The 24,373-nt window shown below is 72.2% G+C and carries 30 protein-coding genes and 4 pseudogenes; 14 read left to right on the forward strand and 20 right to left on the reverse strand.

Features of this window, described 5'->3' with window-relative positions:
* Positions 1-6: 6 nt before the first annotated feature.
* The 8 genes and pseudogenes from ACWCYO_RS05805 to ACWCYO_RS05840 form a co-directional block, all read right to left on the reverse strand.
* Positions 7-960: a respiratory chain complex I subunit 1 family protein gene (locus ACWCYO_RS05805; protein WP_449783501.1), complete on the reverse strand. Its 954-nt coding sequence runs from the start codon at positions 958-960 to the stop codon at positions 7-9.
* 127 nt (positions 961-1,087) lie between these two features.
* Positions 1,088-3,109 (reverse strand): proton-conducting transporter transmembrane domain-containing protein, encoded by a 2,022-nt coding sequence (locus ACWCYO_RS05810; protein ID WP_449783502.1) that lies wholly within the window; start codon positions 3,107-3,109, stop codon positions 1,088-1,090.
* The gene (locus ACWCYO_RS05815; protein WP_449783503.1) at positions 3,106-3,591 is read right to left on the reverse strand and encodes an NADH-quinone oxidoreductase subunit B family protein; all 486 of its coding nucleotides are present in this window, start codon (positions 3,589-3,591) and stop codon (positions 3,106-3,108) included. The genes ACWCYO_RS05810 and ACWCYO_RS05815 overlap by 4 nt, the downstream gene beginning before the upstream one ends.
* A gap of 181 nt (positions 3,592-3,772) precedes the next feature.
* A complete protein-coding gene (locus tag ACWCYO_RS05820; RefSeq protein WP_449783504.1) occupies positions 3,773-4,105 on the reverse strand; it encodes an NIPSNAP family protein in 333 nt (110 codons plus the stop codon).
* Between the two features lie 27 nt (positions 4,106-4,132).
* Positions 4,133-4,462: an ArsR/SmtB family transcription factor gene (locus tag ACWCYO_RS05825; RefSeq protein ID WP_380332644.1), complete on the reverse strand. Its 330-nt coding sequence runs from the start codon at positions 4,460-4,462 to the stop codon at positions 4,133-4,135.
* A 155-nt stretch (positions 4,463-4,617) separates the two neighbouring features.
* Positions 4,618-4,791 (reverse strand): GNAT family N-acetyltransferase, encoded by a 174-nt coding sequence (locus ACWCYO_RS05830; protein ID WP_449783505.1) that lies wholly within the window; start codon positions 4,789-4,791, stop codon positions 4,618-4,620.
* An 89-nt stretch (positions 4,792-4,880) separates the two neighbouring features.
* Positions 4,881-5,135, reverse strand: a pseudogene (locus ACWCYO_RS05835) (GNAT family N-acetyltransferase); the annotation flags it as partial.
* Between the two features lie 222 nt (positions 5,136-5,357).
* Positions 5,358-5,720: a hypothetical protein gene (locus ACWCYO_RS05840; protein ID WP_449783560.1), complete on the reverse strand. Its 363-nt coding sequence runs from the start codon at positions 5,718-5,720 to the stop codon at positions 5,358-5,360.
* 392 nt (positions 5,721-6,112) lie between these two features.
* Between ACWCYO_RS05840 and ACWCYO_RS05845 the strand changes: the two genes are divergently transcribed.
* Positions 6,113-6,310, forward strand: a complete 198-nt coding sequence (locus ACWCYO_RS05845) for a hypothetical protein (RefSeq protein WP_449783506.1) — start codon at positions 6,113-6,115, stop codon at positions 6,308-6,310.
* A 194-nt stretch (positions 6,311-6,504) separates the two neighbouring features.
* Positions 6,505-6,729, forward strand: a pseudogene (locus ACWCYO_RS05850) (UDP-N-acetylmuramate dehydrogenase); the annotation flags it as partial.
* On the opposite strand, the gene ACWCYO_RS05855 reads toward ACWCYO_RS05850, so the two are convergent.
* The 6 genes from ACWCYO_RS05855 to ACWCYO_RS05880 all read right to left on the reverse strand — a co-directional run bounded on the left by ACWCYO_RS05855 (position 6,723) and on the right by ACWCYO_RS05880 (position 9,789).
* Positions 6,723-6,818 carry a DUF6126 family protein gene (locus ACWCYO_RS05855; protein ID WP_449783507.1) on the reverse strand — a complete coding sequence of 32 codons (96 nt, stop codon included), beginning with the start codon at positions 6,816-6,818 and terminating at the stop codon, positions 6,723-6,725. The pseudogene ACWCYO_RS05850 and the gene ACWCYO_RS05855 sit on opposite strands and share 7 nt — an antisense overlap.
* Positions 6,815-6,994, reverse strand: a complete 180-nt coding sequence (locus ACWCYO_RS05860) for a hypothetical protein (RefSeq protein WP_270141228.1) — start codon at positions 6,992-6,994, stop codon at positions 6,815-6,817. The genes ACWCYO_RS05855 and ACWCYO_RS05860 overlap by 4 nt, the downstream gene beginning before the upstream one ends.
* Before the next feature lie 15 nt (positions 6,995-7,009).
* Positions 7,010-7,492 carry an ATP-binding protein gene (locus tag ACWCYO_RS05865; RefSeq protein ID WP_449783508.1) on the reverse strand — a complete coding sequence of 161 codons (483 nt, stop codon included), beginning with the start codon at positions 7,490-7,492 and terminating at the stop codon, positions 7,010-7,012.
* Positions 7,493-7,532: 40 nt separating this feature from the next.
* Positions 7,533-9,158, reverse strand: coding sequence for a SulP family inorganic anion transporter (locus tag ACWCYO_RS05870; protein WP_270150779.1), 1,626 nt, complete (start codon positions 9,156-9,158; stop codon positions 7,533-7,535).
* Positions 9,159-9,238: 80 nt separating this feature from the next.
* Positions 9,239-9,595, reverse strand: a complete 357-nt coding sequence (locus tag ACWCYO_RS05875; RefSeq protein ID WP_270141231.1) for an ArsR/SmtB family transcription factor — start codon at positions 9,593-9,595, stop codon at positions 9,239-9,241.
* Between the two features lie 2 nt (positions 9,596-9,597).
* Positions 9,598-9,789, reverse strand: coding sequence for a hypothetical protein (locus ACWCYO_RS05880; RefSeq protein ID WP_270141232.1), 192 nt, complete (start codon positions 9,787-9,789; stop codon positions 9,598-9,600).
* A 217-nt stretch (positions 9,790-10,006) separates the two neighbouring features.
* Here ACWCYO_RS05880 and ACWCYO_RS05885 point away from each other — a divergent pair.
* Positions 10,007-10,362, forward strand: a pseudogene (locus ACWCYO_RS05885) (hypothetical protein); the annotation flags it as partial.
* Positions 10,363-10,429: 67 nt separating this feature from the next.
* Complete coding sequence (locus ACWCYO_RS05890) at positions 10,430-10,633, forward strand: helix-turn-helix domain-containing protein (RefSeq protein WP_270141233.1); 204 nt, start codon at positions 10,430-10,432, stop codon at positions 10,631-10,633.
* 278 nt (positions 10,634-10,911) lie between these two features.
* Here the strand turns inward: ACWCYO_RS05890 and ACWCYO_RS05895 are convergent, their stop codons facing one another.
* A complete protein-coding gene (locus tag ACWCYO_RS05895; RefSeq protein ID WP_449783509.1) occupies positions 10,912-11,142 on the reverse strand; it encodes a transposase in 231 nt (76 codons plus the stop codon).
* A 33-nt stretch (positions 11,143-11,175) separates the two neighbouring features.
* Complete coding sequence (locus ACWCYO_RS05900; protein WP_449783510.1) at positions 11,176-11,760, reverse strand: DinB family protein; 585 nt, start codon at positions 11,758-11,760, stop codon at positions 11,176-11,178.
* A 5-nt stretch (positions 11,761-11,765) separates the two neighbouring features.
* On the opposite strand from ACWCYO_RS05900, the gene ACWCYO_RS05905 reads away from it, so the two are divergent.
* From ACWCYO_RS05905 to ACWCYO_RS05920, 4 genes and pseudogenes are all read left to right on the forward strand, one after another.
* On the forward strand, positions 11,766-11,894 hold the full coding sequence (locus ACWCYO_RS05905; RefSeq protein WP_270141235.1) for a hypothetical protein: 129 nt from the start codon (positions 11,766-11,768) through the stop codon (positions 11,892-11,894).
* A 613-nt stretch (positions 11,895-12,507) separates the two neighbouring features.
* A pseudogene (locus ACWCYO_RS05910) lies at positions 12,508-12,738 on the forward strand (DUF397 domain-containing protein); the annotation flags it as partial.
* 182 nt (positions 12,739-12,920) lie between these two features.
* On the forward strand, positions 12,921-13,370 hold the full coding sequence (locus ACWCYO_RS05915; protein WP_449783511.1) for a hypothetical protein: 450 nt from the start codon (positions 12,921-12,923) through the stop codon (positions 13,368-13,370).
* Positions 13,371-13,380: 10 nt separating this feature from the next.
* On the forward strand, positions 13,381-13,602 hold the full coding sequence (locus ACWCYO_RS05920; RefSeq protein ID WP_449783561.1) for a PDZ domain-containing protein: 222 nt from the start codon (positions 13,381-13,383) through the stop codon (positions 13,600-13,602).
* Positions 13,603-13,615: 13 nt separating this feature from the next.
* On the opposite strand, the gene ACWCYO_RS05925 is transcribed toward ACWCYO_RS05920, so the two are convergent.
* The 4 genes from ACWCYO_RS05925 to ACWCYO_RS05940 all read right to left on the reverse strand — a co-directional run bounded on the left by ACWCYO_RS05925 (position 13,616) and on the right by ACWCYO_RS05940 (position 16,450).
* Entirely contained in the window at positions 13,616-14,254 is a 639-nt protein-coding gene (locus ACWCYO_RS05925; RefSeq protein WP_270141240.1) for an N-acetyltransferase, read from the reverse strand.
* Positions 14,255-14,508: 254 nt separating this feature from the next.
* Positions 14,509-15,063, reverse strand: a complete 555-nt coding sequence (locus tag ACWCYO_RS05930; protein ID WP_270141241.1) for a universal stress protein — start codon at positions 15,061-15,063, stop codon at positions 14,509-14,511.
* Between the two features lie 106 nt (positions 15,064-15,169).
* Positions 15,170-15,736: a maleylpyruvate isomerase N-terminal domain-containing protein gene (locus tag ACWCYO_RS05935; RefSeq protein ID WP_449783562.1), complete on the reverse strand. Its 567-nt coding sequence runs from the start codon at positions 15,734-15,736 to the stop codon at positions 15,170-15,172.
* A 420-nt stretch (positions 15,737-16,156) separates the two neighbouring features.
* Positions 16,157-16,450 (reverse strand): DUF1330 domain-containing protein, encoded by a 294-nt coding sequence (locus ACWCYO_RS05940; RefSeq protein ID WP_270141243.1) that lies wholly within the window; start codon positions 16,448-16,450, stop codon positions 16,157-16,159.
* Positions 16,451-16,949: 499 nt separating this feature from the next.
* Between ACWCYO_RS05940 and ACWCYO_RS05945 the strand changes: the two genes are divergently transcribed.
* From ACWCYO_RS05945 to ACWCYO_RS05970, 6 genes are all read left to right on the forward strand, one after another.
* A complete protein-coding gene (locus tag ACWCYO_RS05945) occupies positions 16,950-17,297 on the forward strand; it encodes a GntR family transcriptional regulator (protein ID WP_449783512.1) in 348 nt (115 codons plus the stop codon).
* A gap of 68 nt (positions 17,298-17,365) precedes the next feature.
* The gene (locus tag ACWCYO_RS05950; protein WP_449783513.1) at positions 17,366-18,301 is read left to right on the forward strand and encodes a DUF1648 domain-containing protein; all 936 of its coding nucleotides are present in this window, start codon (positions 17,366-17,368) and stop codon (positions 18,299-18,301) included.
* A 68-nt stretch (positions 18,302-18,369) separates the two neighbouring features.
* Positions 18,370-20,172 (forward strand): ABC transporter permease, encoded by a 1,803-nt coding sequence (locus ACWCYO_RS05955; RefSeq protein ID WP_449783514.1) that lies wholly within the window; start codon positions 18,370-18,372, stop codon positions 20,170-20,172.
* A gap of 20 nt (positions 20,173-20,192) precedes the next feature.
* Complete coding sequence (locus tag ACWCYO_RS05960) at positions 20,193-21,512, forward strand: ABC transporter ATP-binding protein (RefSeq protein WP_449783515.1); 1,320 nt, start codon at positions 20,193-20,195, stop codon at positions 21,510-21,512.
* Positions 21,513-21,628: 116 nt separating this feature from the next.
* On the forward strand, positions 21,629-22,372 hold the full coding sequence (locus ACWCYO_RS05965; protein ID WP_449783516.1) for a hypothetical protein: 744 nt from the start codon (positions 21,629-21,631) through the stop codon (positions 22,370-22,372).
* A 308-nt stretch (positions 22,373-22,680) separates the two neighbouring features.
* Positions 22,681-24,372: a hypothetical protein gene (locus ACWCYO_RS05970; RefSeq protein ID WP_449783517.1), complete on the forward strand. Its 1,692-nt coding sequence runs from the start codon at positions 22,681-22,683 to the stop codon at positions 24,370-24,372.
* The last annotated feature ends 1 nt before the right edge of the window (position 24,373 follow it).

The raw sequence follows: 24,373 nt of genomic DNA on the forward strand, positions 1-24,373 counted from the left end.
ACGGGCTCACTCTCCGGTGAGGAAGTAGGAGGAGGCCACGGCCAGCAGCGCGAGCAGGAAGGAGCCGGCGAGCAGTTCGGGCACCCGGAACAGGCGGACCTTGGCCCAGAACACCTCGGCCGCGGCCAGCAGCGCCCCGAGCAACGCGACCTTGACGGCGAACAGCACCAGCGCGAGCAGGACGGCCGCCACCCCGGCGCCGGTGGCGATGCCCCACGGTGTGAAGAGCGAGGCGAGCAGGCCGAGCAGTACGGTCAGCCGCATCTGGGCGCCGAGTTCGACGAGCGCGAGGTCCGGCCCGGCGTACTCCAGCACCATCGCCTCGTGGATCATGGTGAGTTCGAGATGGGTGGACGGGTTGTCCACGGGCAGCCGGCCGGTTTCGGCGAGGACGACCACCGCGAGGGCGAAGGCGGCGAGCAGCCCGGTGGGGGTGGCGAGCCGGGCCGGGTCGTGGGCCGCACCGGCGACGATCGCGGCGAGATTGGTGGAGCCGGCCGGGATGGACAGTGCGAAGACCGCCATCAGCAGGGTCGGTTCGACCAGGGCGGCCACCGTCATCTCGCGGGAGGCGCCCATGCCGCCGAAGGCCGTCCCGGTGTCCAGGCCGGCCAGCGCGAGCGAGACTGTGCCCAGAGCGAGCAGCGCGACCACGACGATCAGGTCGGCGGAGTCGCTGACCGGGGTGTGGGTCGAGGCCAGCGGTACCAGGGTGGCGACCACGGCGGTGGTGGCGACCAGCAGCAGCGGGGCGGTGCGGAATGCCCAGCCGGTGCCGGTGGCGGTGACCGGTCGTTTGCGCAGCAGTTTGCGCAGGTCGCGCCAGGGCTGGCCGGGGCCGGGCCCGGCGCGGCCCTCCAGGCGGGCCCGGACCTGGCGCATCAGCCCGGCGAGCCACGGCGCGCCGCCCGCCACCAGGGCTGTCTGGGCCACCATCGCCGCCGCCCCGACGACGCTCATGTGCCCGCCTCTCCCCTAGCCTTCGGCCGGGGGTGCCCTCGGCGCTCGGCCGGGGCATTCGCGCACGCGCACCTCCCGATTGTGACCTCTTCCCCAGCCGCCGGCCGGGGGTGCCGCCATCGCTCGCTCACTTGGTCACCGCCAGCGCGACCAGCAGGGTGATCAGGCCGAGGAATCCGTAACCGAGGTAGCGGTGGACGCTGCCGTCGGCCAGTCGGCGGGCGGCCCGGCCCGTCTCGGCGAGCAGGGCCAACACTGGGCGGTAGAGCCGGTGTTCGACGCGGTCGGGCACCGTCCGCTGGTACCGGATGCGTTCCACCAGGTACGCGGCCTCGCGCACCGGGGTGACGTCGATGTCCTGTTCCGGGGCGAGGACGTCGTCGAAGACCCGTTGCAGCGGCTCGGCGAAGGAGGTCGCGGTGTATTCCATCCGGGCGGTGGGCGCGCCCGCGCCGCAGTCCCAGAGCGGGGCCTGCCTGCGCCGGGGTTTGCGGGCCGCCAGCCGCAGCAACAGGGCGAGCAGGAGGACGGCGGCGACCAGGGCGAGCGCCAGCCAGAGCGGGGCGAGGACCCCGGACACCTGGGCCAGGCGCAGGTGCAGTCCGGGCGCGTCCACCGGATGGCCTCCGGCGAGCCCGGACGCGGCGGTGGCCCGGGCCAGAGCGTCGGCCAGCACCCCGGGGAACAGCGCCAGCGCGGCGCAGGCGGCGGTGAGCAGGCCCAAGCCCGTCAGCATGGTCCGCGGGCTCTCGACGGCGGCTGCGGCGGCGGTGCTGCGCGGACGGGCGAAGAATCCGACGCCCAGGGCCTTCACGAAGGCCGCCGCCGCCAGGCCGGCGGACAGGGCGATCGCGGCGATCGCCACCGGCAGCACCACCGCGGTGGCTACGCCGGGCACGGCCAGGCCGTGGATCAGCGATTGCAGCAGCAGCCACTCGCTGATGAAGCCGTTTCCCGGCGGCAGCGCCACCGCGCCCAAAGCGCCGACCGCGAACAGCGCGCAGGTGACCGGCATCCGGGCGCGCAGCCCGCCGAGGGCGTCCAGGTCCCGGGTGCCGGTGGCCCGCAGCACCGAGCCGGCCGCGCAGAACAGCAGTGCCTTGAACGCCGCGTGGTTGATCACGTGCAGCAGGGCCGCGGCCAGGGCGAGCGCGGCCAGCGGCCGGTCGCCGCCGGTGGAGAACAGTCCGGTTGCGCCCACGCCGAGCAGGACCAGGCCGAGGTTCTCGCAGGTCGAGTACGCCAGCAGGCGTTTCAGGTCGGTGGCGACGGCCGCCTGGACGATCCCGTACACCGCCGACAGCGCGCCGAGGGCGATGGTCAGCAGCCACCACCAGCGGGGCCCGCCGCCGAGCAGGTCGAGGCCGACGCGGACCAGGCCGTACGCGCCGAGGTTGACCATGGCGGCGCTCATCAGCGCGGAGACGTGGCTGGGGGCCTCCGGGTGGGCCCGGGGCAGCCAGGCGTGCAGCGGGACCATGCCTGCCTTGGACCCGAACGCAGCGAGCGCCAGGACGAACACCGTGCCCCGGACGGCGGGTGAGAGGGCGCCGGCAGCGGCGCGCAGGGCGGTGAAGGACTGCCCACCCGCGCGGGCCGCGAACAGCAGCAGGGCGACCAGCAGGAGGACCAGGCCGAGATGGGTCATCACCGCGTACCAGAGCCCGGCCTCGCGGACCTGGCGCCGGTGCCGGTGCTCGGCCAGCACCAGCAGCAGCGAGGCGGCCGCCATCAGCTCCCACAGGAGTAGGAAGGTGGAGACGCTCGCGGCGGTCGGCACCATGAGCAGGGTCCAGGCGAAGACCGGGAGCAGCGCCTGCACCGGGCGGGCCGTCAGGCCGTGGCCGGTGTAGCCGATCCCGTACACCGCGACCGCGGCCACCACGCCGCCGGAGACGGCCATGAACAGCCCGGAGAGGGCGTCGACGGTGAGGTCGACCCCGGCGAGTGGGAGCAACTCCGGTAACCGGGCCGCCCAGTGGGCGCCGCCCAGCGCCGCCGCCCCCGCCACGGCGCCGGCCGCGCCGACCCCGGCGGTGCACACGCCGACAGCGCCCGCGCGCCCGCGCTCGGGTACCAGCAGCGCGGCGGCACTGCCGGCGGCGGCCAGCGCGCTCGCGACGCCGAGGGCCGGGCCGATCGTGTTCACCGGCCGGTCACCCTGCGCAGTGCCGCCACGATCGCGGCCGGCTCGGGCGGGCAGCCCGGCACCTCCAGGTCCACCGGCACCACGTCCCTCACGGCGCCTTGGACGCCGTAAGCACCGGCGAACAGGCCGCAGTCGAGCGCGCAGTCGCCCACCGCGACCACCAGCCGGGGCTCCGGTGCTGCCTCGTAGGTGCGGCGTAGCGGCTCGGCCATGTTCCGGGTCACCGGACCGGTGGCCAGCAGCACGTCCGCGTGCCGGGGCGAGGCCACCAGCCGGGCCCCGTACCGCTCCGCGTCGTAGACCGGGCCGAACGCGCCGCCGATCTCGATCTCGCAGCCGTTGCACGAGCCCGCGTCCACGTGCCGTACCTGCACCGAGCCGCCGAGAGCGCGGGCCTGGGGCGGGACGTCCTCGGCGGTGGGTGCGGGCGGGGCCGGCTCGGCCACCCGTCCGGTGTCACGGATCTTGCGCAGCAGACCCACGTCTCAGACCTCTCCGCCCCGGCAAGGGCTCTCCCCGCAGCCGGTTCCGTCCGCCTGCGTGCGCAGGCCTTCGCGGAACGTGACTGTCTTGCGGACTTTCGCAGATTAGCAACTGCTGGGGTTCGCAGAACAGCATGCCAGGTGGCCGGTTCAGCCCTACGGGGGAACGGGCGGCCGGGGCTCAGCGCCGCAGCGCCGTGATCGCCGCTTCGGAGGCCGCGACGACGATGCTGTGGCAGCTCGCTATGCGCGAGACGATGGCCTCGCGCGGCCCCAGGCGCCAGGCGTCGCTGCCGTAGAACGTGTCCTCCCGCTCGCGGTGGTGTGCGAGGGAGGGGAACGCCCGGATCAGGTAGGCCTCTTCGTGGCCGTCCTCGTCGACCAGGGACGGGCCGCAGTCCACGACGTCGATGCCGTGCGCGCGCAGCAGCGGCACGGACTCCTCGCGCATGACGCGGACGAACTCTTCCCGGGTGCCGGGGTGCAGACGGTAGGTGCGGATCTCGATGATCATGCCCGGCAGGCTATCGGCAGGGCGGCCTCAGGTGGTCGTCCGCAGATCGTCCAGCAGTTCGGCCTGGCCGGTGATGACGTCGCTGAGGATCCCCCGGGCGACCGTGAGGAGTTCGGCGACCTCGGGGGTGGTGAGGCGGTAGTAGACCGTGGAGCCCTCGCGGCGGGAGGAGACGAGCCGGGCACGGCGCAGCACGGCGAGTTGCTGGGACAGGTGGGCGGCCTCCACGCCGACCTCGGGAAGCATCTCGGCGACGGCGTGCTCTCGCTGGCTCAGCAGTTCCAGGACCCGGATCCGCACGGGGTGGCCGAGCGTCTTGAAGAACTCGGCCTTCAGCTGGTACAGCGGGACGCTGATCACCGGAGGCGGGGTGGGGGCTTCGGCGTTCACGTCGTCACCGTCTCCATCAGCGCTCGAAAGCGGACCTCTATCTGGTTCGACTTTAGCAATTGCTCAGTTCATGTGATCGACAAGGGCGCCCCGACCGGGCTTCGCAGGTGGGGCTGCGGCGGTCAGCGCGCGATAGTGGGGCGGCCGCGGTGCCGTTCCCACCCGGGGCCGAGAATCGACATCGTGATCTGGTCCACCCAGGCTCCGTCATACCGCAGGGCGTCGCGCTTGACGCCCTCCGCGACGAACCCCACCTTCTCGTAGGCGCGCCGAGCGCGCGGGTTGAAGGCGGACACCCCCAGCGAGACCCGGTGCGGGCCGAGGCGCTCGAAGCGTGGCCGACGATCAGCCGCACCGCTTCGGCGCCCAGCCCGCTGTCCTGTCCGGCCGGGGCCAGGGCGATGCGGAAGCTGCAGCTGCGGTTGCCGCCGTCCCACTCGTTCAGCACGGCCTCGCCCACGCACACCCCGCTCGCCCGTTCGACGACGGCGAGGTCCAACCGGTCCGACCGCTCGTGCCGGGTGCCGTACCAGGCGCGCATCTGCTTCTCGGCGGCCTCGTTCCAGGGCTCCGGCTCGACCGGGCCGTGGTCGCTGCCGGTCAGCAGGCCGACCTCCGGGTCCTGCAGGATCGCACGCAGGGCCGGAGCGTCCTGGTCAGCAGGAACGGACGCAGGGTCACCTTTCGTCCGACAAGCATGGGTTTGACGGAGAAGTCCGTCCTGGGAAGATCGTTCATGGGCCGGATTCTGGAGAGAAAGTCCGGCCGGGGCAAGTCACTTATCGCCGCCCGCAAACGCACGGCTTCCGGGGCGAAGTCCATCGTCAGAGCGGGCGAGCTCGGCGGGGAGGTCGCGGATCACTCATGGTCGGGACCGCGAGTCTGCGGTCACGCCCAGGGCCGCCAGCGCGGTCTGCAGGTCAGAACAGACGCGCATGAGGCCGAGGGCGGCACCGGTCGCGAACAGCGGCGCCGCCCGGTCGCGAAGGCCACACAACATCAGTGGCGAACGGTCGGTGCCGAGCCGGCCGGCGGCATCGACGATCGCCGCCTCGCCTTCCTGGCTCCAGCCGAGCAAGCCGGACAGGCCGATCACCAGCGGGCCCGTGCAGCGTGCGCGGGCCCAGTCGAACGCACCGTGGAACCGGCGCACCACCCGCTCGCCGAGGTACCCCGTGAGCCGAAGGACACCGACGCCATCCATCTCTTCAAGCTCCCACTGCATGCTCACCGCCGCCCTCCCGTCGGAGACACCACACCGAAAGGGCGGCGGTGAGCTCAAGGACAGCCCCGCCGACCAGCAGGGGGAGCGGAAGCCCGGGCCACCGGCGGTGGTGCCGCACACCTGGCGCGGTGCAGCACGGCCCGTCCGGCGCCAGGTACGGAGCGGACGACACCACGGCTCTTCGGCCCGGCGAGATACGCACTCCGGCTCCCTTCGCTGTCCTCGCAGTTGCGAATCTTAGCAAATGATAAAGTCGTTGCACGGGAGGCCCCCGGAAGCGCCTCCCGCGGTGGGGCCGCCCTGGAACCGACGCCGGGGCGGCCCCACCTCTGCGGCGGAAGCCACCCGGCGGCGCCGCACCAGGTCCTGCCACGTGCGACAGGGGAAATCGGATGGACGACGGGTCCGAGGAGATGCTGCGCCGCCGGGCCGTCGAGCTGCGACGGACCCAGGCGAGGGCCGCCGAGCAGGGCGACGCCTGGGCGCTGGCGCTGGCCGGCGTGGACCTTGAGGACCTTGAACGCAGCGCCAGGCGTCGCGGTTTCGACCTGTCATCAGAAGCGGGATCCGGAGGGTCGGCCTACTGCTGACAAGAGTTCGGCCGACCCGGTCGGTCACTGGTCGGGAACCGTCCGGTTCACGTCGTCCGGCAGAATCTCCACGCCGTTGTCCCGGGCCAGCCGCGGGCCGTCTCGAAGTCATCGACGGCCACGAACACGGGAGAGGGATCACGCAGCCGGGCCCTCTGCGGCCATCTCCTTGAACGACCACCTAGTCTGACGCCGTGCAGGAACTCCACGACATCCCCTCGCCCCACTGACCACCATCCGCCTCGGCGGACCGGCCCGCCGACTGGTCACCGCGACCACCGACGCCGAGATCGTCGGGACAGCGCGCGCTGCCGATGCCATCGGTGAGCCGCTGCTCATCATCGGCGGCGGCAGCAATCTGATCATTGGCGACGGGCTTCGAGGGGACCGCGCTGCTCATCGCGACAACCGGCTACACGGCGAGCAGGTGGGTCCCGAGGATGTAGATCCCGGCCCGGATCAGCATGGCCTTGCGCCGGCTCTTCTCCTCCGAGGTGGCGTCACTCATGGCCGGTTCTCCTGGGGTCGGGTGGCGGGGCGGTCGTGGCGGGGCCGGGGGCGGATGTGCAGGCGCTGGCCGGTGAGGGCGGCGTCGGCGAGGCGTTCGCGCAGGGTGGTCAGGTCGACGACGTCAGGGGCCGTCGGGGCGCCGTGATCGTCGTAGGGGGTGATCTCGAAGCGCAAGGGCGTCCTTCCGGGTCAGGGTGCGGGCTTGGCGGGCAGGGGCAGTTGAACGCGCACGGTCTTGCCCGCGCTCAGGGTGGAGGGGGCGATGACGAGGCGGCCGCCGAAGTCGTAGACGAGTTCGGCGATCACCTGCAGGCCCCCGCGGGCCGACACCCTCGGCACGCGGGGGTGCTGGTCGGCCACCAAAACTTCGAGGTAGCTGTCCCCCAGGCTCACGGTCAGCCCGAGCTGGGGTGAGCGCTCGGCGGCGTGGCGCACGCAGTTGGTCACCAGCTCGGTGACGATCAGCAAAGCGGCGTCCAGGACAGCCGCTTCGCGCGGCAGGCCCCACGTGGTGAAGCGGATCTGTGCGGTGTGCCGGGCCAGCGGAATCGAGGACGGGAGCGTCGGAAGGGACAGCGTGAGGTGCCGCCCGGAGGCGATGGGCGGGTCCTCGCGGGCGGGCGGAACGTCGTCCCATTCGCGCCAGTTCCGGCGTCCCCAGCGGCGCTTCACCTCCGGGGCTCGCTGGGTGCGGTCATCGGTCGGCTCCGTTTCATACCGTGGCATCCGCCAGGACGCCGGTGGTGTGCAGTTCGGTGCGGGCGTGGGCGATGGCATCGGGGGTGTGAGCGAAGACCCGGCCCGCCGCGTGCAGATCGTCCAGGACGCCGAGCGCGTCCAGGGTGCGCCGGTGGCCGGGCTTGACGCCGGACACCAGTACCAGGATGCCGTGCCGCTCCAGCTTGCTGATCGCGTCGCCGAGGACGAGGGCGCCGGTGGAGTCGATGGCGGTGACCTGGGACATGCGCAGGATGACGGCCTTGACGTCGGCGGTCTCGGCGAGCTGGAGCAGGAAGCGGTGGGCGGCGGCGAAGAACACCGGGCCGTCTATCCGGTAGGCGGCGATGTGCTCGGCGAGCAGTGCCTGCTCCTCCTCGTGGTGGTCGGCCGGAGGGAGACCGTCGTGCAGGGGTACCTGCTGCAGCCTCGCGGACTGTGCGACCTGGCGCAGGGCCAGGATCCCGGCGACGGCCAGGCCGACGATGACGGCGGTGACCAGGTCGAAGGCGAGAGTGGCGGCGGCGGTGAGAACCAGGATGGCAGCCTCGCCGCGGCCGCTGCGGGCCAGCGCCCGCAGCGAGGCGACCTCGACCATCCGGACGGCGGTGGCGATCAGCACACCGGCGAGCGCGGCCAGCGGGATGTCCTGCACGAGGGGTGCGGCGGCGAAGACGACTACGGCGAGCACGGCTGCGTGGACCAGGGCGGCGAGCCGGGAGGCGGCGCCGGAGCGGACATTGACGGCGGTGCGGGCGATCGCGCCGGTGGCGGCCACGCCGCCGAACAGCGGGGCGACCAGATTGGCCACTCCCTGACCGAACAACTCCCGGTCGCTGTCGTGGCGTTCGGACACGCTCATCGCGTCGGCGGCGGTCGCCGACATCAGCGACTCCAGCGCCGCCAGCGCCGCGACCGCGAAGGCGGCGGTGAGCAGATGCGGAACGGCGCCGAGGTCCAGGAACCCCAGGGACGGCATCGGCAGTCCAGCCGGAAGGTGACCGATGGTCGCCACGTCCAGGTGGACGAAGTGGGCCGCCAGGGTCGCGGCTGCGACGGCGAGCAGCGAGAACGGGATGCCGGGGCGCCACCGGGCACCGGCCAGCATCACGGCGGCGACGCCGAGCGCCACCGCGATCGCCGCCGGGTGCGGGTGGCGGACGAAGTCGGCAACGGCCTGGGCCGCCACAACCACGACGTTCTCGGCGTCGCCCTTCTTGACGCCGAGCGCGGCCGGCACCTGCTGGAGCCCGATCACGCCGGCGATGCCAAGGGTGAAGCCCTCCACCACCGGGGCGGGGACGTAGGCCATGAAGCGGCCGGCGCCACCCAGCGCGAGAGCGATCAGCAGTGCACCGCTGATCAAACCGACGGTGAGCACGCCGGAGGTGCCGTACTGGTGCACGATCGGCACCAGGACCACGGTCATGGCGCCGGTCGGGCCGCTGACCTGGAGGTTGGAGCCGCCGAACATCGCGGCCAGGGCGCCGGCGACCACAGCGGTGGCCAGCCCGGCCTCGGCGCCGGCGCCGGAAGCGACGCCGAAGCCGAGGGCGAGTGGCAGGGCGACGATCGCCACCGTCAGGCCGGCCAGCAGGTCCTTGCGCGGCGAGCGGCCCATGGTGGCGAGGATCGGGCGATTCGGCAGAACGGCGCGGACGCGTCCGGCGGCACGGTTCAGAAGGGTCGGCTGTACGGCACTCACGCGGTCTTCTCCCGGACGTCCTGCACGTCGGCCCCGCGCAACTCGGCGAGCAGCGTCCCCTGGTCGGTGATCATCTCAGTGAGGATGCGGCGCGCGGCCCGCAGCAGCTCCGCGACGTCCGGCGTGCTCAGCGCATAGACCACCGTGTTGCCCTCACGGGTGGCGGTGACCAGATTGCTGCGGCGCAGGACGCCGAGCTGCTGGGAGAGGCTGGACGGCTCGATCTCGATCGAGGCGAGCAACTCGCGCACCGGGCGCGGACCGTCCTGGAGTAGTTCCAGCACGCGGATGCGCGCCGGGTGGCCGAGCGTACGGAAGAACTCCGCCTTGGCCTGGTACAGCGGGACGGCCATGCTCAGTCTTCTTCCTCTTCCTCGACGGTGCGCTCGACCTCGATGCCGTGGTGGGCGGCGATCCGCAGGAGCTGCGTGATGCGTCCGGCGTACGCCTGCGCGCCGTCCTCGTCGCCGGCCGCCCGAGCGCTGGCCCGCTGCCGGCGCGCCTCGGCGAGCTGCTCACGAAGCTCCTGGCCGAAAACGTCGCTCATGCGCCCCTCCTCGCCGCCGGCGCTGCCGCGCGCGGCCACACCCCTGCCGGATACAAGGCAGCATCATCTATGAAATTGAAGAATTCTTCAAGTTGCGATCATCGCAGATCGACATACGCCCGGCTTGAGGCGGTAATGATCAACAGTGGTCATCGCCACGGCCGAAGCCGGCCTCATCCGTAGCCTTCGAAACCAACGACCTGGTGAGGAGGAGCAGATGGCGAACGTCGACAGTGCCCTCAAGGATGCGATGACCATCGACGGGGCGCTCGGTGCCGCCGTGGTCGACTCCGGGAGCGGGATGGCTCTGGGGTCGCTCGGCGCCGCCCAGGACCTGGAGCTCGCGGCGGCCGGCACCACCGGACATGTTCCGCGCCGCCTCCCGCTCCCTGGACACGCTCGGTCTGCACGGCGAGCAGATCGAGGACACCCTGACCACGCTCACCCACCAGTATCACCTGATCAGGCCACTGACCCGCCCCGGGGGCAGCGGCCTGTTCCTCTACCTCGTCCTGGACCGCGCGCGCCAACCTCGCGATGGCCCGCCACCAGATCCGCCGGATCGAGGCCGACGCGCGGCCCCAGCGGGAAGGTGAGCGCCGCAGTCTTGCCCTGCCGACAGGAGAGGAGGGGTCGGAACATGACAGGATTCGACCCAGGCGGGCAGGCCGGCGACGCCGAACGTCACAACCTCGCCCGCGACATGCGTCAGATGTACGACGCCGGGGCGTCCGTTCGCGAGATCGCCGAGAAGTACGAAAGGTCGTACGGGTCCGTCCACCGCCTGCTGCGCATGGCCGACGTCACCTTCCGTCCGCGCGGCGGCCCGACCTCGCACGGCTGAACAGGAGCCGCCGACCACGTGGCGGCGACCGCTCGGTCGGCGCCCGCCCATCACCTCCGGGCGGGCCCGAGGCGCGGTGATGGCCCCACGGGCATCGGCGTCCGTGGCCGCATGCTGCCCTTCTTGCCGCGATCGACCGGGTTCGGCCCGATCAGCGATCCCCCGTTGGCGCGAACGGAGGCCGCCGCGACGATTGCTGAGGTCAAGTCCACCTCGCCCCGGGCCCCGAGTTCGTCCAGCACCGCCCGGTGCAGCCGACGCCATAGGCCGGCCTCGGTCTATACCGTGAAGCGGCGATACGCGGTGGCGGGCGACGTACCGAATGTCGGCGACAGATGCCGCCAGGCACAGCCGCTGGTCAGCGCGTACACCACTGCCGTGAACACGGCCCGCTCGTCACACGGAGCGGTCCCACCACCAGCGAACGACGGCAGCAACGGGGCGGTCAGCTCCCAGAGTTCATCAGGAACCAGACACTTCGATAGATCAGCACCCACGACCGCCATCATGCCGCACGAACATCAAGTCACATGAGACAACCTCTAAGCCTTGATTGGTGCGGCCGCCCTGGCGGCCTGCTCGATCTTCGCGCAGTAGGCTGCGCGGGCTTCCTCGTCGATCTGCTTCTCGTGTTCGGGGCGCACCCCGGTCCGGCCGTCGAGGCCCTCGCGCAGGATATCGGCGTGCCCGGCATGGCGGTTGGACTCGCCGAGGACATGGACCATGATGGTGAACAGGTTCGTGTTGGAATAGGGCTCCGGCCACCACGGCACGTGGCCGGGGGCGTCGAGGGGAAGCTCGTTGATCGTCGCGTCCGAGTGTTCCCACGTGCGCCGGTAGAACCCGATGATCTGATCGCGGGTCTCGTCCTCGGTCGCCCACAGATCGCTGCCGTTGGAGTCCTGCCACCGGGGCAGCGGTTCCGGGGAAGGGCGGTCGAAGACCTCGCCGAAGTACCTGGCCTCGACGCTGGCCACGTGTTTGACCAGGCCGAGGAGGTTGGTCCCGGTCGCTGTCAAAGGTCGGCGGGCGTCGTACTCGGACAAGCCGTCGAGTTTCCAGAGCAGCGCCTCGCGGTCCCGCCGCAGTCTCCCGTGCAGGTTGTCTTTCGCGAATTCATCGATCATGCGCCATGAGCCTGCCATGGGCTGCTCGTGGTCTCAAGATCCCGTACGTGGTCCGCAACGACTGGCAGAGCCGAGGCCTGGCCATGGCCGCTGCCCTGACCTGCTACAAGAAGGTCGCGGAACTTGCCACGTGAGACAACCTCTTATAGATGGGCGCCGGGTGGTCGAACGTCTTTTCCCCGGCCCTGGCCGCGTCCTGCCTCCCGGAGTGCGCCAGGGCGAGCACGCCGTCGATATCCACGCCCACCTCGCCACCCGCTTCCCGGGTCGCCTCGCCGGCCAACCGTCAGACCCCTTCGCTGACTTCGGCCCGCGCTCGGCGAATCGCCGCGAGCGCACGGGCGGGGCGAGGCCAGGGTGTCGATCAGGCGAGAGACAGTCGGGTCGGAGCGGACCAGGTGCGGGCTCTCACCGCGAGCCGCAGGTCAGAGCCCCAATTCCGCGTTGGTGATCGCATGGTGGTCGCAGGCGATCACCCGGGCGTGGCACCTGTAGCCTCCGTGCGCCGATCAAGGAGCCACAGCTGCAGGAGGCAGAAGAAGTGCGCAGGTCAGGACGACCAGGCCGGGTCTACCGGCTCACCGACCGGGCGCGCACGCTCGGCCCGGTCTACCGGGCCCTCGCCCCGTGGTCCTCGGACCATCTTGACCACACGCCCCAGGGACGGTCCGGCCGGATCGAGGATGCGCTGCACCGCCTGCAGTTGGTGGACACCACCGAGGTGGTCCGGCTTCCAGCCCGGACGGTCGCGTCTACGTCGGCTGGCTGCCCGAGGACCACGGCGCCCGGCGGCGCGGCATCGTCTGGCGCGTCCAGGTCCAGCCCGCCGACGCCTGGACCCAGGAGTTCTTCGCCGCGACTGGCGTGGTCCCCGTACGCGACAGCAAGGTCCCGGGTGGTCCTGCGCTGATCTTTGATGTTGCCGCATGGGCTGCGTTCATCGCCAAGGTCAAGAGCGGGAGCTTCCCGACCACTTGAGTCATGTTGCCGGCCCGCCTCGCACTGAGGCGGGCCCGGACGCCCCGGACCGAGGACGGCCTCCCCGTCGTGGGAGAGTCATTCCCATGATCTTCATACGCCAACAGCCCAGGCGCGTCGCCGCAGTCGTCTTCCTCAGCGCCGCCGCACTTCTCTTGACCGCGTGCGGAGAACAGCGTCCCGTGCACTCGGCGACGGCGAGCACCGCCACACCCACGCCCTACGTGGAGCCCGGAGCCGGCGACGGCGCGCCGCACTACCGGGAGAACAACGGCTCCCGCATCGCGGGCGAGATGTCCCCCGCGAGCGCGGCGGACGCGAAGAAGGAGGCCGACCGCATCGAGCCCGTCCTCAAGGCGCTCTGGCAGGCCGGCACCTGGGACCCGAAGACCGTCCGTACCGCGCTGCTCAAGCTCGGGTACCAGGAGAAACCGAACGGGCCTCTGGTGGTGCGGCAGATGGACGCGCGCTTCGTGACCGACCACTACGTCACCCCCGAGGGCGCCGTGGTCAGCCTCCAAGTGCACGACGACGCCTGCGTCATAGGCTTCGTGCAGCGGAGCAACTACCAGGCGAAGGCCACCGGGCCGTACCCCGAGTCCGGCTGCTTCGAACCGCCCTTCGCGCACTGACCGGCAGCGTATCCGCCGGTGGAGCCCCGGGCGCGCTCCGGCCGCCCGGGCCGGGCTGCGCGCGGGCGACCTGCCGCTCACCGCCGACGACGAACCCATGGGCAGCGCCCAGGCCCTGCAGCGCCTGATGCTCGCGGACGCCATCGGGCGCTCCCTCCCGCTCACCGTCCTGCGCGGCGAGGCACTGGTCGACGTGATCGCCGTACCGGCCGAACTCGCTGCCGATGACTGAGGGTTGTCAACCGCTAGCCGCGCGGCGCGCGGCGCATCGTCCACAGGGTCGGCCCGTCGCCCGGCAGCGCCACCTCCTCCAGCACCTCGAAGCCGAAGTGCCGGTAGACGGCGAGGTTCTCCGCCTTCGAGGACTCCAGGTGGACCGGCAGCCCCGCCGCGTCCGCCCGGGCGAGCCCCGAGCGCAGCAGGGCGGCGCCCTGCCCCCGGCCCTGCGCGAGCGGGTCCGCGCCGATCACCGCCAGGTACCAGTGCGCCTCCTGCGGCGCGGTCGCGGCGGCCGCATCGACGCACTGCCGGAACCAGCCGGCCCGGTCCCCGAGGAGCTCCGCCAGTTCCCGGATCGTGCCCTCGTCCGGTACGGCCTTCTCCTGCGCCTCCGGCGCCACCCAGAACGCGGCCGCGTGCTCGGTGCGCTCGCACAGCCCGTACGGCAGGTACTGGCGGGTGAGCAGCGTGGTGAAGTAACTGCCCAGCGCGGCCGGGCGGGTGGCGTCCTCCGGGAAGAACCAGCACATCATCGGATCGTCCTCGAAGGCCCGGGCCAGCACCCGGGACATCGCCCCGACGTCCTCGCCCGTCGCCGCCCTCGGCGTGCTCGTGTCCGCGTTCGTGGTCGCGTTCGTGGTCGCATTGGTGTTCGTCATCCGCATACGGACATTCTGCGCGTCCTTATCCGCACCGCCCGGGCGGGGGTGGCTGTTGTACCGTCAACTCGCCTACGGCGAGGAGAGTGTGGAGTGGCCGCTGCGGGCGGCGGCCCGCTGTCCGAACGGCGGCCACTCCACGGTGAGGCGCCGGGGGCGCCTCCGGCCGTCGCGGGCTCCGGAGTACCGGCCGGGGCCCGGGGGCCGTCCATGGGGCGGTTCGGACCGTACGGTCCGAACCGCCGGCAGCAGGCCCCCGGCTACCCCTTCGCCGGGAGCAGTTCCGGCGCGGGGCCGACCGGCAGGTGCCAGCGGGCGCGGCGGTGCAGGGCCTCCAGGTCGTGCAGCAGTTCGGGCACCGGGACGGTCAGCACCGGGCAGCCGGCCCGGCGGGCGCAGTACCCGGACACCGGGCGCCGCAGCCGGCGGCGCAGCGGGCCGCCGCTGCGCCCGAGCACCAGCAGGTCGTCGGCCCGGTCGGCGAGGTGCACCAGGGCGGGCCCGGTCTCGCCGCGGATCACCACCGGCTGCACCGGCACGCCCGGGTCGGCGCCGCCGAAGGCAGCGTCCAGCGCCTCGTCCAGGCGCCGCTCGGCGGCCTCCCGGACGGCGGCGAGCAGCGGTGGGCAGGGCGAGCGCCGGTAGCCGTGCTCGCCGCCCGGCGGCTCCCAGGCGAGCACCGGCCACAGCTCCGCGCCCCGGTTCCGGGCCTCGGCCACCCCGCGGTGCAGCGCCGCCAGGCTCCCCAGCGACCCGCTGACCCCGACCACCACCCTGGGTGCCGCGCCGTCCTGCTGCCGCCCGTTGCCGTGCATGGTCCGTCCTCGTGTGGTTGGGTGCTCCGTCGACCTCCACCCAATCGCTGCCTGGCCGGTCGGTCGGCCCTTGTTGACGGCTTCCTGACGCGCCAGGTGGTGTTCCCTACGCACTCCGTACGCGGGCCGGGCTCTCCCCCTCGCCGCACCCCTGGCCCTGGGTGCCGGTCCGGCCGCGGCGGCCACCGGAGACCTGGCGGTCAACGGCACGACCCACACCGACCCCTCCGGGTGCTACGCACTGGACGGGATCGCCAGCATCGTCGACGACCTCACGGACGAGGCGGCGGAGATCCACTCCGGCGCGGACTGCGCCGGGGAGGTCCTCGAAGTGATCCAGGCCGGCGACGACGGCCGCGTCACCGAGGCGCAGAGCCTCTACGTCCCCTGACCCGGCGAGGACCGGCAGCTGATCGCGAAGCGGCTCTGCTCCCCGAGGCCCTGCTGGCCTGGCTGCGGACTTGGTCGGAGCAGGCCCTGCGGCGACGGTGGCGGCCCAGTCGCGGCGCCCCTCGCCGATGTGCTGCGCCAGATCGAACAGCGTCCACTCGGGGCAGGTCGGCACCTGCACGTCGAGGCCGGGCGCGGAGGCGACCGCGGCGCGGAAGGCAGTTGACCGTTCGTCGATCAGTCGCAGCAGAACGGGGAACTCGAGTGTGTTGTCACCCTGGATCTCTGTCACTGCGTTCCGCCGATCGGACAGCGATTTTCACCGCCGCCATCGCGGGCGGACCCTCACCACCCCGGAGAAAGGAGCGCCGACAGCGCACCGGAGGGCCTGTTGCGGTACCAGCGCCTGCTGCACCCCCGGACGAGGAAGCCCTCGACCCGGCCCAGAGCCCGGCCGAGGCGAAAGGCCGCCGCCGGCTGCGCGCGTGGCGGCTGGGGCACGGACCGGACGGGAGGCCGGTGAGCAGGGCGACAACGCCGGGCCGTGGTGCTGACCGGCGCACCGGTGTCCGGGTCGGCCCCCGGTGTCCTCATTCAAGGTGAGCCGCGAGCCGACTCTGGTCGCGTACCCTGCCCGGCGGCGTGGTGCTCCTTCTCCGTCGCGGTGCCCGCCGGAGCCGGACGCCGGGCAGGTCGCCGATTGTCAGTCGATGCCTTCGATGATGCGGAAGTCGCGCTCGACGCCGTCGGAGAGCGCGGCCAGCGCCTCCTGGTAGGCCTCACTCTCGCGGGCCGCGAGGGCCTGTTCGAAGCTGTCGAACTCGATCAGGATGGTGCGCTCGGCGATTCCGGCCTCGTGTGCGACGACCCGACCGTCACGGGCGAGGAGCCGCCCGCCCCCGGCCCGGACGGCCGGACCGGCCAGCTTGTTGTAGGCAGCCAGCTTCTCAGGGTCTGAAATGGTGCGGTAGACACTGACCCAGTAGCCTTTGGGCACGGAACCCCCCAGTGTTCGTAAGAGCACATCTGACTTCGAATATGTAATTCAGATCGATCGTACCCAACGACGGGACGCCGGGGTGGTTCGGAGAACGCGCCGGTCAGCCGACCCGGCGGTCGCCGTGAGGAACTCGCGGTCGGCATCCTGAGCAGTAGGCATCGTCGGCGACCGGCCGGGTCCCGTTGCGCATCGGCCGCAGGCACAGCCCGTCCGTGCCGAGCTGGCCGTGTCGGTGTCCTGGAACGACCGGTTCGGCGCTGGCGGAGCGGCGCGTTGGATGGCCGTCGAGCCGCTTCTCACTCGGGCATGGTGCATCCGCTTCCCGTCGTCGCCGCACTGGTAGCCGCCGCTCTGCCACCCGGATCACCTTCAGTCACGGTCGGGCTGATCCTTTCGAAGAACCGGCGACCGTTGAACGCGCGAGCCCACCAGTACCGAGGCCGGTAATCCCCTGGCCCCGGCACGACGATCGAATGGTGCTATCGTCATTGGCACCATGTTGCTGAAGCTGGATCTTGGCGACGCCCGCCCCCTGCACGAGCAGGTGGCGGGCGCGATCCGACGGGCCGTCGCGGAGGGCGAGTGCACCCCCGGCGACAAGCTGCCGCCCGCCCGGGAGCTCTCCCGGGCCCTCGGGGTGAACACCAACACCGTGCTGCGCGGGCTGCGCGCCCTGCGCGACGAAGGGGTGCTGGAGTTCCGCCGGGGCCGCGGCATCACGGTCGCGACGGACGCCGACACCCGCGCCGAACTGGTGGACCGGGTACGACAGTTGATTGCCGACGCGGCCCGGGCCGGCTACAGCAGGAACGATCTCGTGGATCTGATCAGGGGGATGTCGTGAGGAACGAAGAACCTGCGGGAGAGCCCGCCTCAAGCCGGCCGGCCCGCCGGGGAGCGCTGTGGGGGGCGGTGGTCTGGACACTCGGTGTGGCGGCACTGCTGGTCGCGCTGCCGCTGACCGCCCGCGACCGGCTGCCGAAGCAGGTGGCGACCCACTGGAGCGGGAGCCACCCGGACGATTCGATGCCGCTGATGACGGCGGCGCTGTTCCCGGCCGGCCTCTGGCTGCTGGTCGCGGCCGGTCTCGCCGTCGCCCTGCGCTTCCGGCCCGGCTCGGCCCGCGGCTTCGCCGGACCGGTGCTGGCCGCCACCGGGGTGCTGCTGAGCGGGGCCCAGGCCTCCATCGTGCGCTCCAACCTGGACCGCGCCCGCTGGCAGGACGCCGCGCCGATGGGCATCGAGGTGGTCCTGATCGTCCTGGCGGCCGGCCTGGCGGGCGCCCTGGCCTGGCTGGCGACCCGACGGGCCGCCACCGTGCCCGCCAGGCCCGGGGCGCCGGAGCTGGAACTCAGGGCGGGTGAGCGGGTGGTCTGGTTCTCCCAGGCCTCCAACCACTGGCTGCAGCTGCTCTCCGCCGTCCTGGGGCTGCTCTCGGTGCCGGGATTCCTGCTCGCCGCGAGCGGGCTCACGGAGTCCGCCGACTGGCCGTCGGCGGTCCTCTTCGGCCTCGGCTCCGTCGCCGCCCTGCTCAGCTCCTCGGTGCGGGTCCGGGTGGACGACGAGGGCCTGCACGTCGGCTTCGGCCCGTTCGGCCGGCCCGCCCGGCGCCTCGCCCCCGCCGAGCTCGTCTCGGCCCGGGCCGAGCAGCTGACCGCCCGCCAGGCCGGCGGCTGGGGCTACCGGCTCCACCGCGGGGGCAGCATCGTGTTCCTGCGCCGGGGCGACTGCCTGGTGGTCCGCACCAGGCGCGGCCGGGACTTCGCGGTCAGCGTCGACGACGCCGAACGTGGCGCCGCCCTGCTCAACGCGCTGATCGCCCGTACCGCCGGCGCCGCGACACGCTGAGCCCCCGCCCGGCCCGCCACCCGTGAGCAGCCCTCCGGTGGCGGGCCCGTCCGTCTGCGGCGAGGCTGGTGCGCGGTCAGGCCGGTGCGGTCGGCCCCCAGGCGGCGAGCAGCGGACGGACGGTGGTGCGGGTGGCCGGCGGCAGCGGCGGTTTCCCCTCGCGCGGTGTCTGGCGCCGCCCCGAGTTGCGCTGGGTGGACGTCCTGGTCGCCGCCGCGCTGGTGGCCGGACTGTACGGGCTGCTGCGGCTCGCCCCCTCGCTGGACGCGCCGTTCCTGCCCGACCAGGCTCCCGCCACCGTCTCCACCGACCCGTCGAACCTGCCGTTCTACGCGGTGCGTTCGCTGCTGCGGATGTTCGTCGCGCTGTTCGCCTCGGTGCTCTTCACCTTCGTCTACGCGAGCGCCGCGGCCCGGATGCGGCGGGCCGAGAAGGTGCTGCTGCCGGTCCTGGACATCCTCCAGTCGGTGCCGATCCTGGGCTTCCTGTCGATCACCGTCACCGCCTTCATCAACCTCTTCCCCGGCTCCACGCTCGGCCTGGAATGCGCGTCGATCTTCGCCATCTTCACCTCGATGGCCTGGAACATGACCTTCGCGTTCTACTACACCCTGGTCAGTCAGCCGCGCGAACTGGACGAGGCGGCCCGGGTGATGCGGCTGACCAAGTGGCAGCGGTTCTGGCGCCTGGACGTGCCCAGCGGCATGATCCCGCTGGTCTGGAACGGGATGATGAGCTTCGGCGGGGCCTGGTTCTTCCTCGCCGCCTCCGAGTCGATCAGCGTGCTCAACCACCGCTACGCGCTGCCCGGCATCGGCTCCTACGCGGCCACCGCGATCGGCAACGGCGACCTGGGCCAGGTCGGCATCGCGATCGGCGTGATGATCGTCCTGGTGATCGGCGTCAACGTGCTGTTCTGGCGGCCGATGACGGCCTGGTCCGAACGGTTCCGGGTGGAGGAGTCGGAGGCCACCGACCGGCCGCGCAGCCTCGTCCTCGACCTGCTGCGCCGCTCCAGCCTGCCGGAGCTGGCGGCCCGGCCGCTGCGGCCGCTGGGGTTCGCGCTGGACCGCGGCATGCGGGTGTTCGGCCTGGCCGAGCACCCGCTGGCCCGCCCCGCCGCCCGGGAGCGCACCGGGGACGTGTTCTTCGCCGGGGCGGTGGCCGCCGTGGTGGTCTTCGGCGCCTGGCAGGCCTTCGCCTACGTCCACACCACCGTCGGCCTCGGCGAGTTCGGCCACGCCTTCGCCCTCGGCGCGGCCACCTTCCTTCGGGTGCTGGTGCTGCTCGTGGCGGCGACCGCGGTGTGGGTGCCGATCGGGGTGTGGATCGGCATGAACCCGAGGGTCACCCGGTTCGCCCAGCCGCTGGTGCAGGTGCTGGCCAGCTTCCCGGCGAACTTCCTGTTCCCGTTCGCCACCGCCGCCTTCGTCGCCCTCGGGATCTCGCTGAACCTCGGCTCGGTGCTGCTGATGGCGCTCGGCGCGCAGTGGTACATCCTGTTCAACGTCATCGCCGGGGCCTCCGCGATCCCCAGCGACCTGCGCGAGGCGATGACCGGCTTCCAGGTCTGGGGCAGGCTGCGCTGGCGCGCGTTCATCCTCCCGGCGGTCTTCCCGTACTACATCACCGGCGGCATCACCGCGGCCGGCGGCGCCTGGAACGCCTCGATCGTCGCCGAGGTGGTGGACTACGGCTCGCACCACCTCACCGCCACCGGGCTCGGCTCGTACATCGCCGAAGCGACCCGCACCGGGACCTTCCCGAAGATCCTCGTCGGGGTCAGTGTGATGAGCGTCTACGTGGTCGCGCTCAACCGGCTGCTGTGGCGCCGGCTCTACCGGCTCTCCGAGACCCGCTACGCCCTCTGACCAGTCCGCCGAGGAGCACCGTGACCGCCGCCGCCACCCGCACCGCGATCGTCGAGGCCTCCGACGTCACCAAGACCTTCACCACCCCGGACGGGCGGGCCCTGCCGGTGCTCGACGACATCAGCCTGCACCTGGCCGAGGGCGAGATCGTCGCCCTGCTCGGCAAGTCCGGCTCCGGCAAGTCCACCCTGCTGCGCTGCCTGGCCGGGCTGATCCCGCCCTCCTCCGGGACGGTCACCTACCGCGGCACCCCGCTGCGGGCCGCCAACCCGGGAGTGGCGATGGTGTTCCAGTCCTTCGCCCTGCTGCCCTGGCTGACCGTCCAGCAGAACGTCGAACTGAGCCTGCAGGCCCGCGGGGTGGACGAGGACGAGCGGCGCGAGCGCGCCCTGCGGGCGATCGACCTGATCGGCCTGGACGGCTTCGAGGGCGCCTACCCCAAGGAGCTGTCCGGCGGGATGCGCCAGCGGGTCGGCTTCGCCCGGGCGCTGGTGGTCGAGCCGGACGCGCTGTTCATGGACGAGCCGTTCTCCGCCCTGGACGTGCTGACCGCCGAGAACCTGCGCAACGAGCTGGTCGGCCTGTGGGAGGGGCACGAGGCCCCGGTCAGGTCGATCCTGATCGTCACCCACAACATCGAGGAGGCGGTGCTGCTGGCCGACCGGATCCTGGTGCTGTCCTCCAACCCGGGCCGGATCCGCGCCGTACTGACCGTCGACCTGCCCCGTCCGCGCGACCGCCGCACCCCCCAGTTCGAGGCCCTGGTCGACACCGTCTACGGCATCCTCACCGGCCGCGAGGAACAGCCGGCCGCCGAACCCGCCGCCCGCCAGGCGGCCACCCCGATCACCACCCCGCTGCCGCCCGCCACCGTCGGCGGCCTGGCCGGCCTGCTGGAGATCCTGCTCGCCATGGGCGGCGAGGAGGGCCTCGCCGAGATCGCCGACGAACTGAACTTCGAGGTCGACGACCTGCTCCCGCTGGTCGACGCCGCCGTGCTGCTCGACCTCGCCCGCACCACCGGCGGCCGCTTCGCCATCACCGCGGCCGGCCGCGAGTTCGCCGCAGCCGACATCCTCACCAGCAAGCAGCTGTTCGCCCGCAACGCCGCCCGCCACGCACCCCTGGTCCGCGCCATCGTCCAGGCCCTGGCCACCACCGAGGACCACAAGCTGCGTGAGGACCTCTTCCTCGACCTGCTGCGCGCAGGCTTCGACACCGTGGACGCCCGACGGCAGTTGGAGACCGCGATCGACTGGGGCCGCTACGGGGAGCTGTACGACTACGACGCGGACGACGCCGAGTTCGTCCTGGAACCGGGCGCCGAGGCGGCGTTGTAGCGGTCGGCCGGCGAGCGGTCCGGCCGGTAAACCACTCGATTCGGTGGTGGGGCGATCTCCCTTTGCGGGTACACCAGTTGGCGGCCAACCATCGCGCGACCAGCGAGGAGGCGTCCATGACCGACGACCGGAGAGCAACGGATTCCCCGGCACCACAGACCGTCCAGGACGAACACACAGTCAGTTTCCTGCGCTTCGGCGTCGGGGCGATCGGCGTGCTGCTGCCACCTGCCCTGCCGCTGGGCAACTGGCTGGCGGACGAGGTCACCGGGCGCTCGACGGACGGGTACTGGCCCGCGTCGATGAGCGCCGCGTACTACACGGGGACGCGGAACCTCCTCGTCGGGGCGCTGTGCGCGCTCGGCGTGTTCCTGATCTGCTACCGGTTCGACGGGCGGGACGACCGGTGGAGCACGGCGGCCGGGGTGTTCGCGCTGGGGGTGGCGCTGTGCCCGACGGCGCCGCGGGATCCGACCGGGCTGCAGTACACGGTCGGGGTGTTCCACCTGGTGTTCGCCGCGCTGCTGTTCGTGATGCTGGCGCTGTTCTGCCTGTACTCCTTCCGCAATCCGCGTTCGACGCAGCCGGCCCGGGTCGGTACGGCCTACCTCGCCGCTGGGGTGCTGATCCTGGTCGCGCTGGTGGCGGCGGCGGTCGCGGGGCTCTCCGGGTTCGGGGCCGGCTGGACGGTCCGGCCGATGTACCTGTGCGAGTGGGTGGCGACCTGGGCGTTCGGTGCGGCCTGGATCGGTGCGGCGGTGGAGCTGGCGGCCGGGCGCGGCGGGCGGGCCGGGTCCGGGGCGCTCCCCCGCCAGGCCGTGGGGCTGGAGGCGCGGGGTCCGGAGGCGTCCCAGAGCTGAACATTCGTCATCTCGTCGCACTGGCGAACCGTTACCATGCGCACCGGGACCGGTCGCCGGGGCGGCCGGTGACGGATGGCCAGCAGCTACGGGGAGCGCGAGCGTGACGAACGAGGAACACCCGTCGGTCGACCTGCGGATGGACGTGCCGCACTCCGCGCGGGTAAGCAACTGTTGATTCGGTTGTCGGCCACGGTAGGTCATAGTGTCCCCCGTATGGGTGATGAGGTGGGCGATCGGAGTCCGGCAGGGCGGTAGGGCGTGTTTGGGTTGGTGGTTGAGGGGCTGTTGAGGGGAGGGTTGTCATCGTGGGCAGGCGCCGTGAGAAGAAGCGTGAGTTGCGGACGATCGCGGCCCCCTTCACCGTCGCCGCTCCCACGGGTGCTCGCGTACGGGACCGACTGCGCCTCAACCCCGAAGAGGCCGAGGTGCTGCGGCTGGTCGGGCAGCACCTCGGACATCATCAGCGGGCCGACCTGGCCGAGCGAGTCGGCTTGGGCCGGGTGAAGGTGAAGGAGAACCGGCGGGCAGAGCGCAAGAAAGCGCTGACCTCCGTGTCCTCCTCTCGCTGGGCCGGGGCGATGACCCGCGCCAGCGAGGACCAGTACCAGCTCTCCCTGCGCTGCCTGTACGACGAGCGCGCCTGCCTTCGCCGCGCCATCCGCGCCATCCGGCAACGGCTGGCGGTTGCGTGCGGCGAGAAGGCCGGGAAGGTGCGCGGCTACCCCGACCAGGCAGAGCGCTGGACCAAGCAGCGCCGCCTGTCGGTGCTCACCGCCCGTCTCGCCGAGGTGGAGCAGCGGATCGAGGCCGGTCGTCCGTCGATCGCGGTCGGCGGCCGTCGCCTGGCCAGGGCGAGGCACAATCTGGTGGACGCCGGGCTCACCGAGGAGCAGTGGGACGCCCGCTGGGACGCGGCGCGGCTGTTCCTGACCGCTGACGGGGAGACCGGCGCCCCGCACGGCAACTACACCATCACTGTCGATCCCGAGGACGGCTCGGTGTCTCTCGTCCTTCCGGAGCCGCTCCGGTACCTGGCCAACGCGCCCCGTGGCCGGTACAAGCCGGGCTGCACCGTGCGGTTCCACCACCGTCGGGAGGAGTGGCAGGAACGCGCGGCCGCGCACCGGGCCGTGCGGTACGACATCGTGTACGTCCCGGAGCGTGCCCGCTGGTACCTGGACGCCTCCTGGGGAGCCGACACCGCCGTCCTGCCCACCCCCGAGGAGATCCGGGCGTTCGGTGAACGCATGCTCGGCGTGGACCTGAACGCCGACCACCTCGCCGCCTACGTCCTCGACCCGCACGGCAACCCTATCGGCGACCCGCTCACCATCGCGATCGCCATCACAGGCCCCGCCAGCCAGCGGGACGGGCACCTTCGCCAGGCCATCACCGACCTGATCCGTACCGCCCGGGAGCATCACTGCGCCGGGATCGCGATCGAGAACCTGGGATTCGACGACGCCCGCACCACCGGCCGCGAAACCATGGGACGGGGCGCACGCGGCAAGAGGTTCCGCCGCACCGTCGCCGGTATCCCCACCGCGAAGTTCCGGGAACGCCTGCGCGCCATGGCCTACCACCAGGGCCTGGTCGTGATCGCGGTCGATCCTGCCTACACCAGCATCTGGGGCGAGAAGTACTGGAAGACCCCGCTCCAGCAACAGACCACCACCACCGCCACCAGGCACCACGGCGCTTCGGTGGTGATCGGACGGCGCGCCCTCGGGCATCGAATCCGGCGTCGGCCAGGTGTGACCCCCGCTCACCAGAGGATGAGCACGGGGAGAGCTACCGGCCAGACCGTGTTCATCCCGAAGGCGCGTGGGACCGTGAGCCCACCCAGGACAGCGGGCACGCCAAACGGAGGCGACAAGACCCGGCCGGACCGAGGCGACCAACTCACGCTGCTCCCCGACCTCGAAGACCGTTCGCGAGGTCACCGGACTACCTGTCCGGATTCAGGTGATTCGGCCAACACTGGCCGACATCGCTAAG

The sequence above is a fragment of the Kitasatospora sp. NPDC001683 genome, assembly GCF_053596495.1.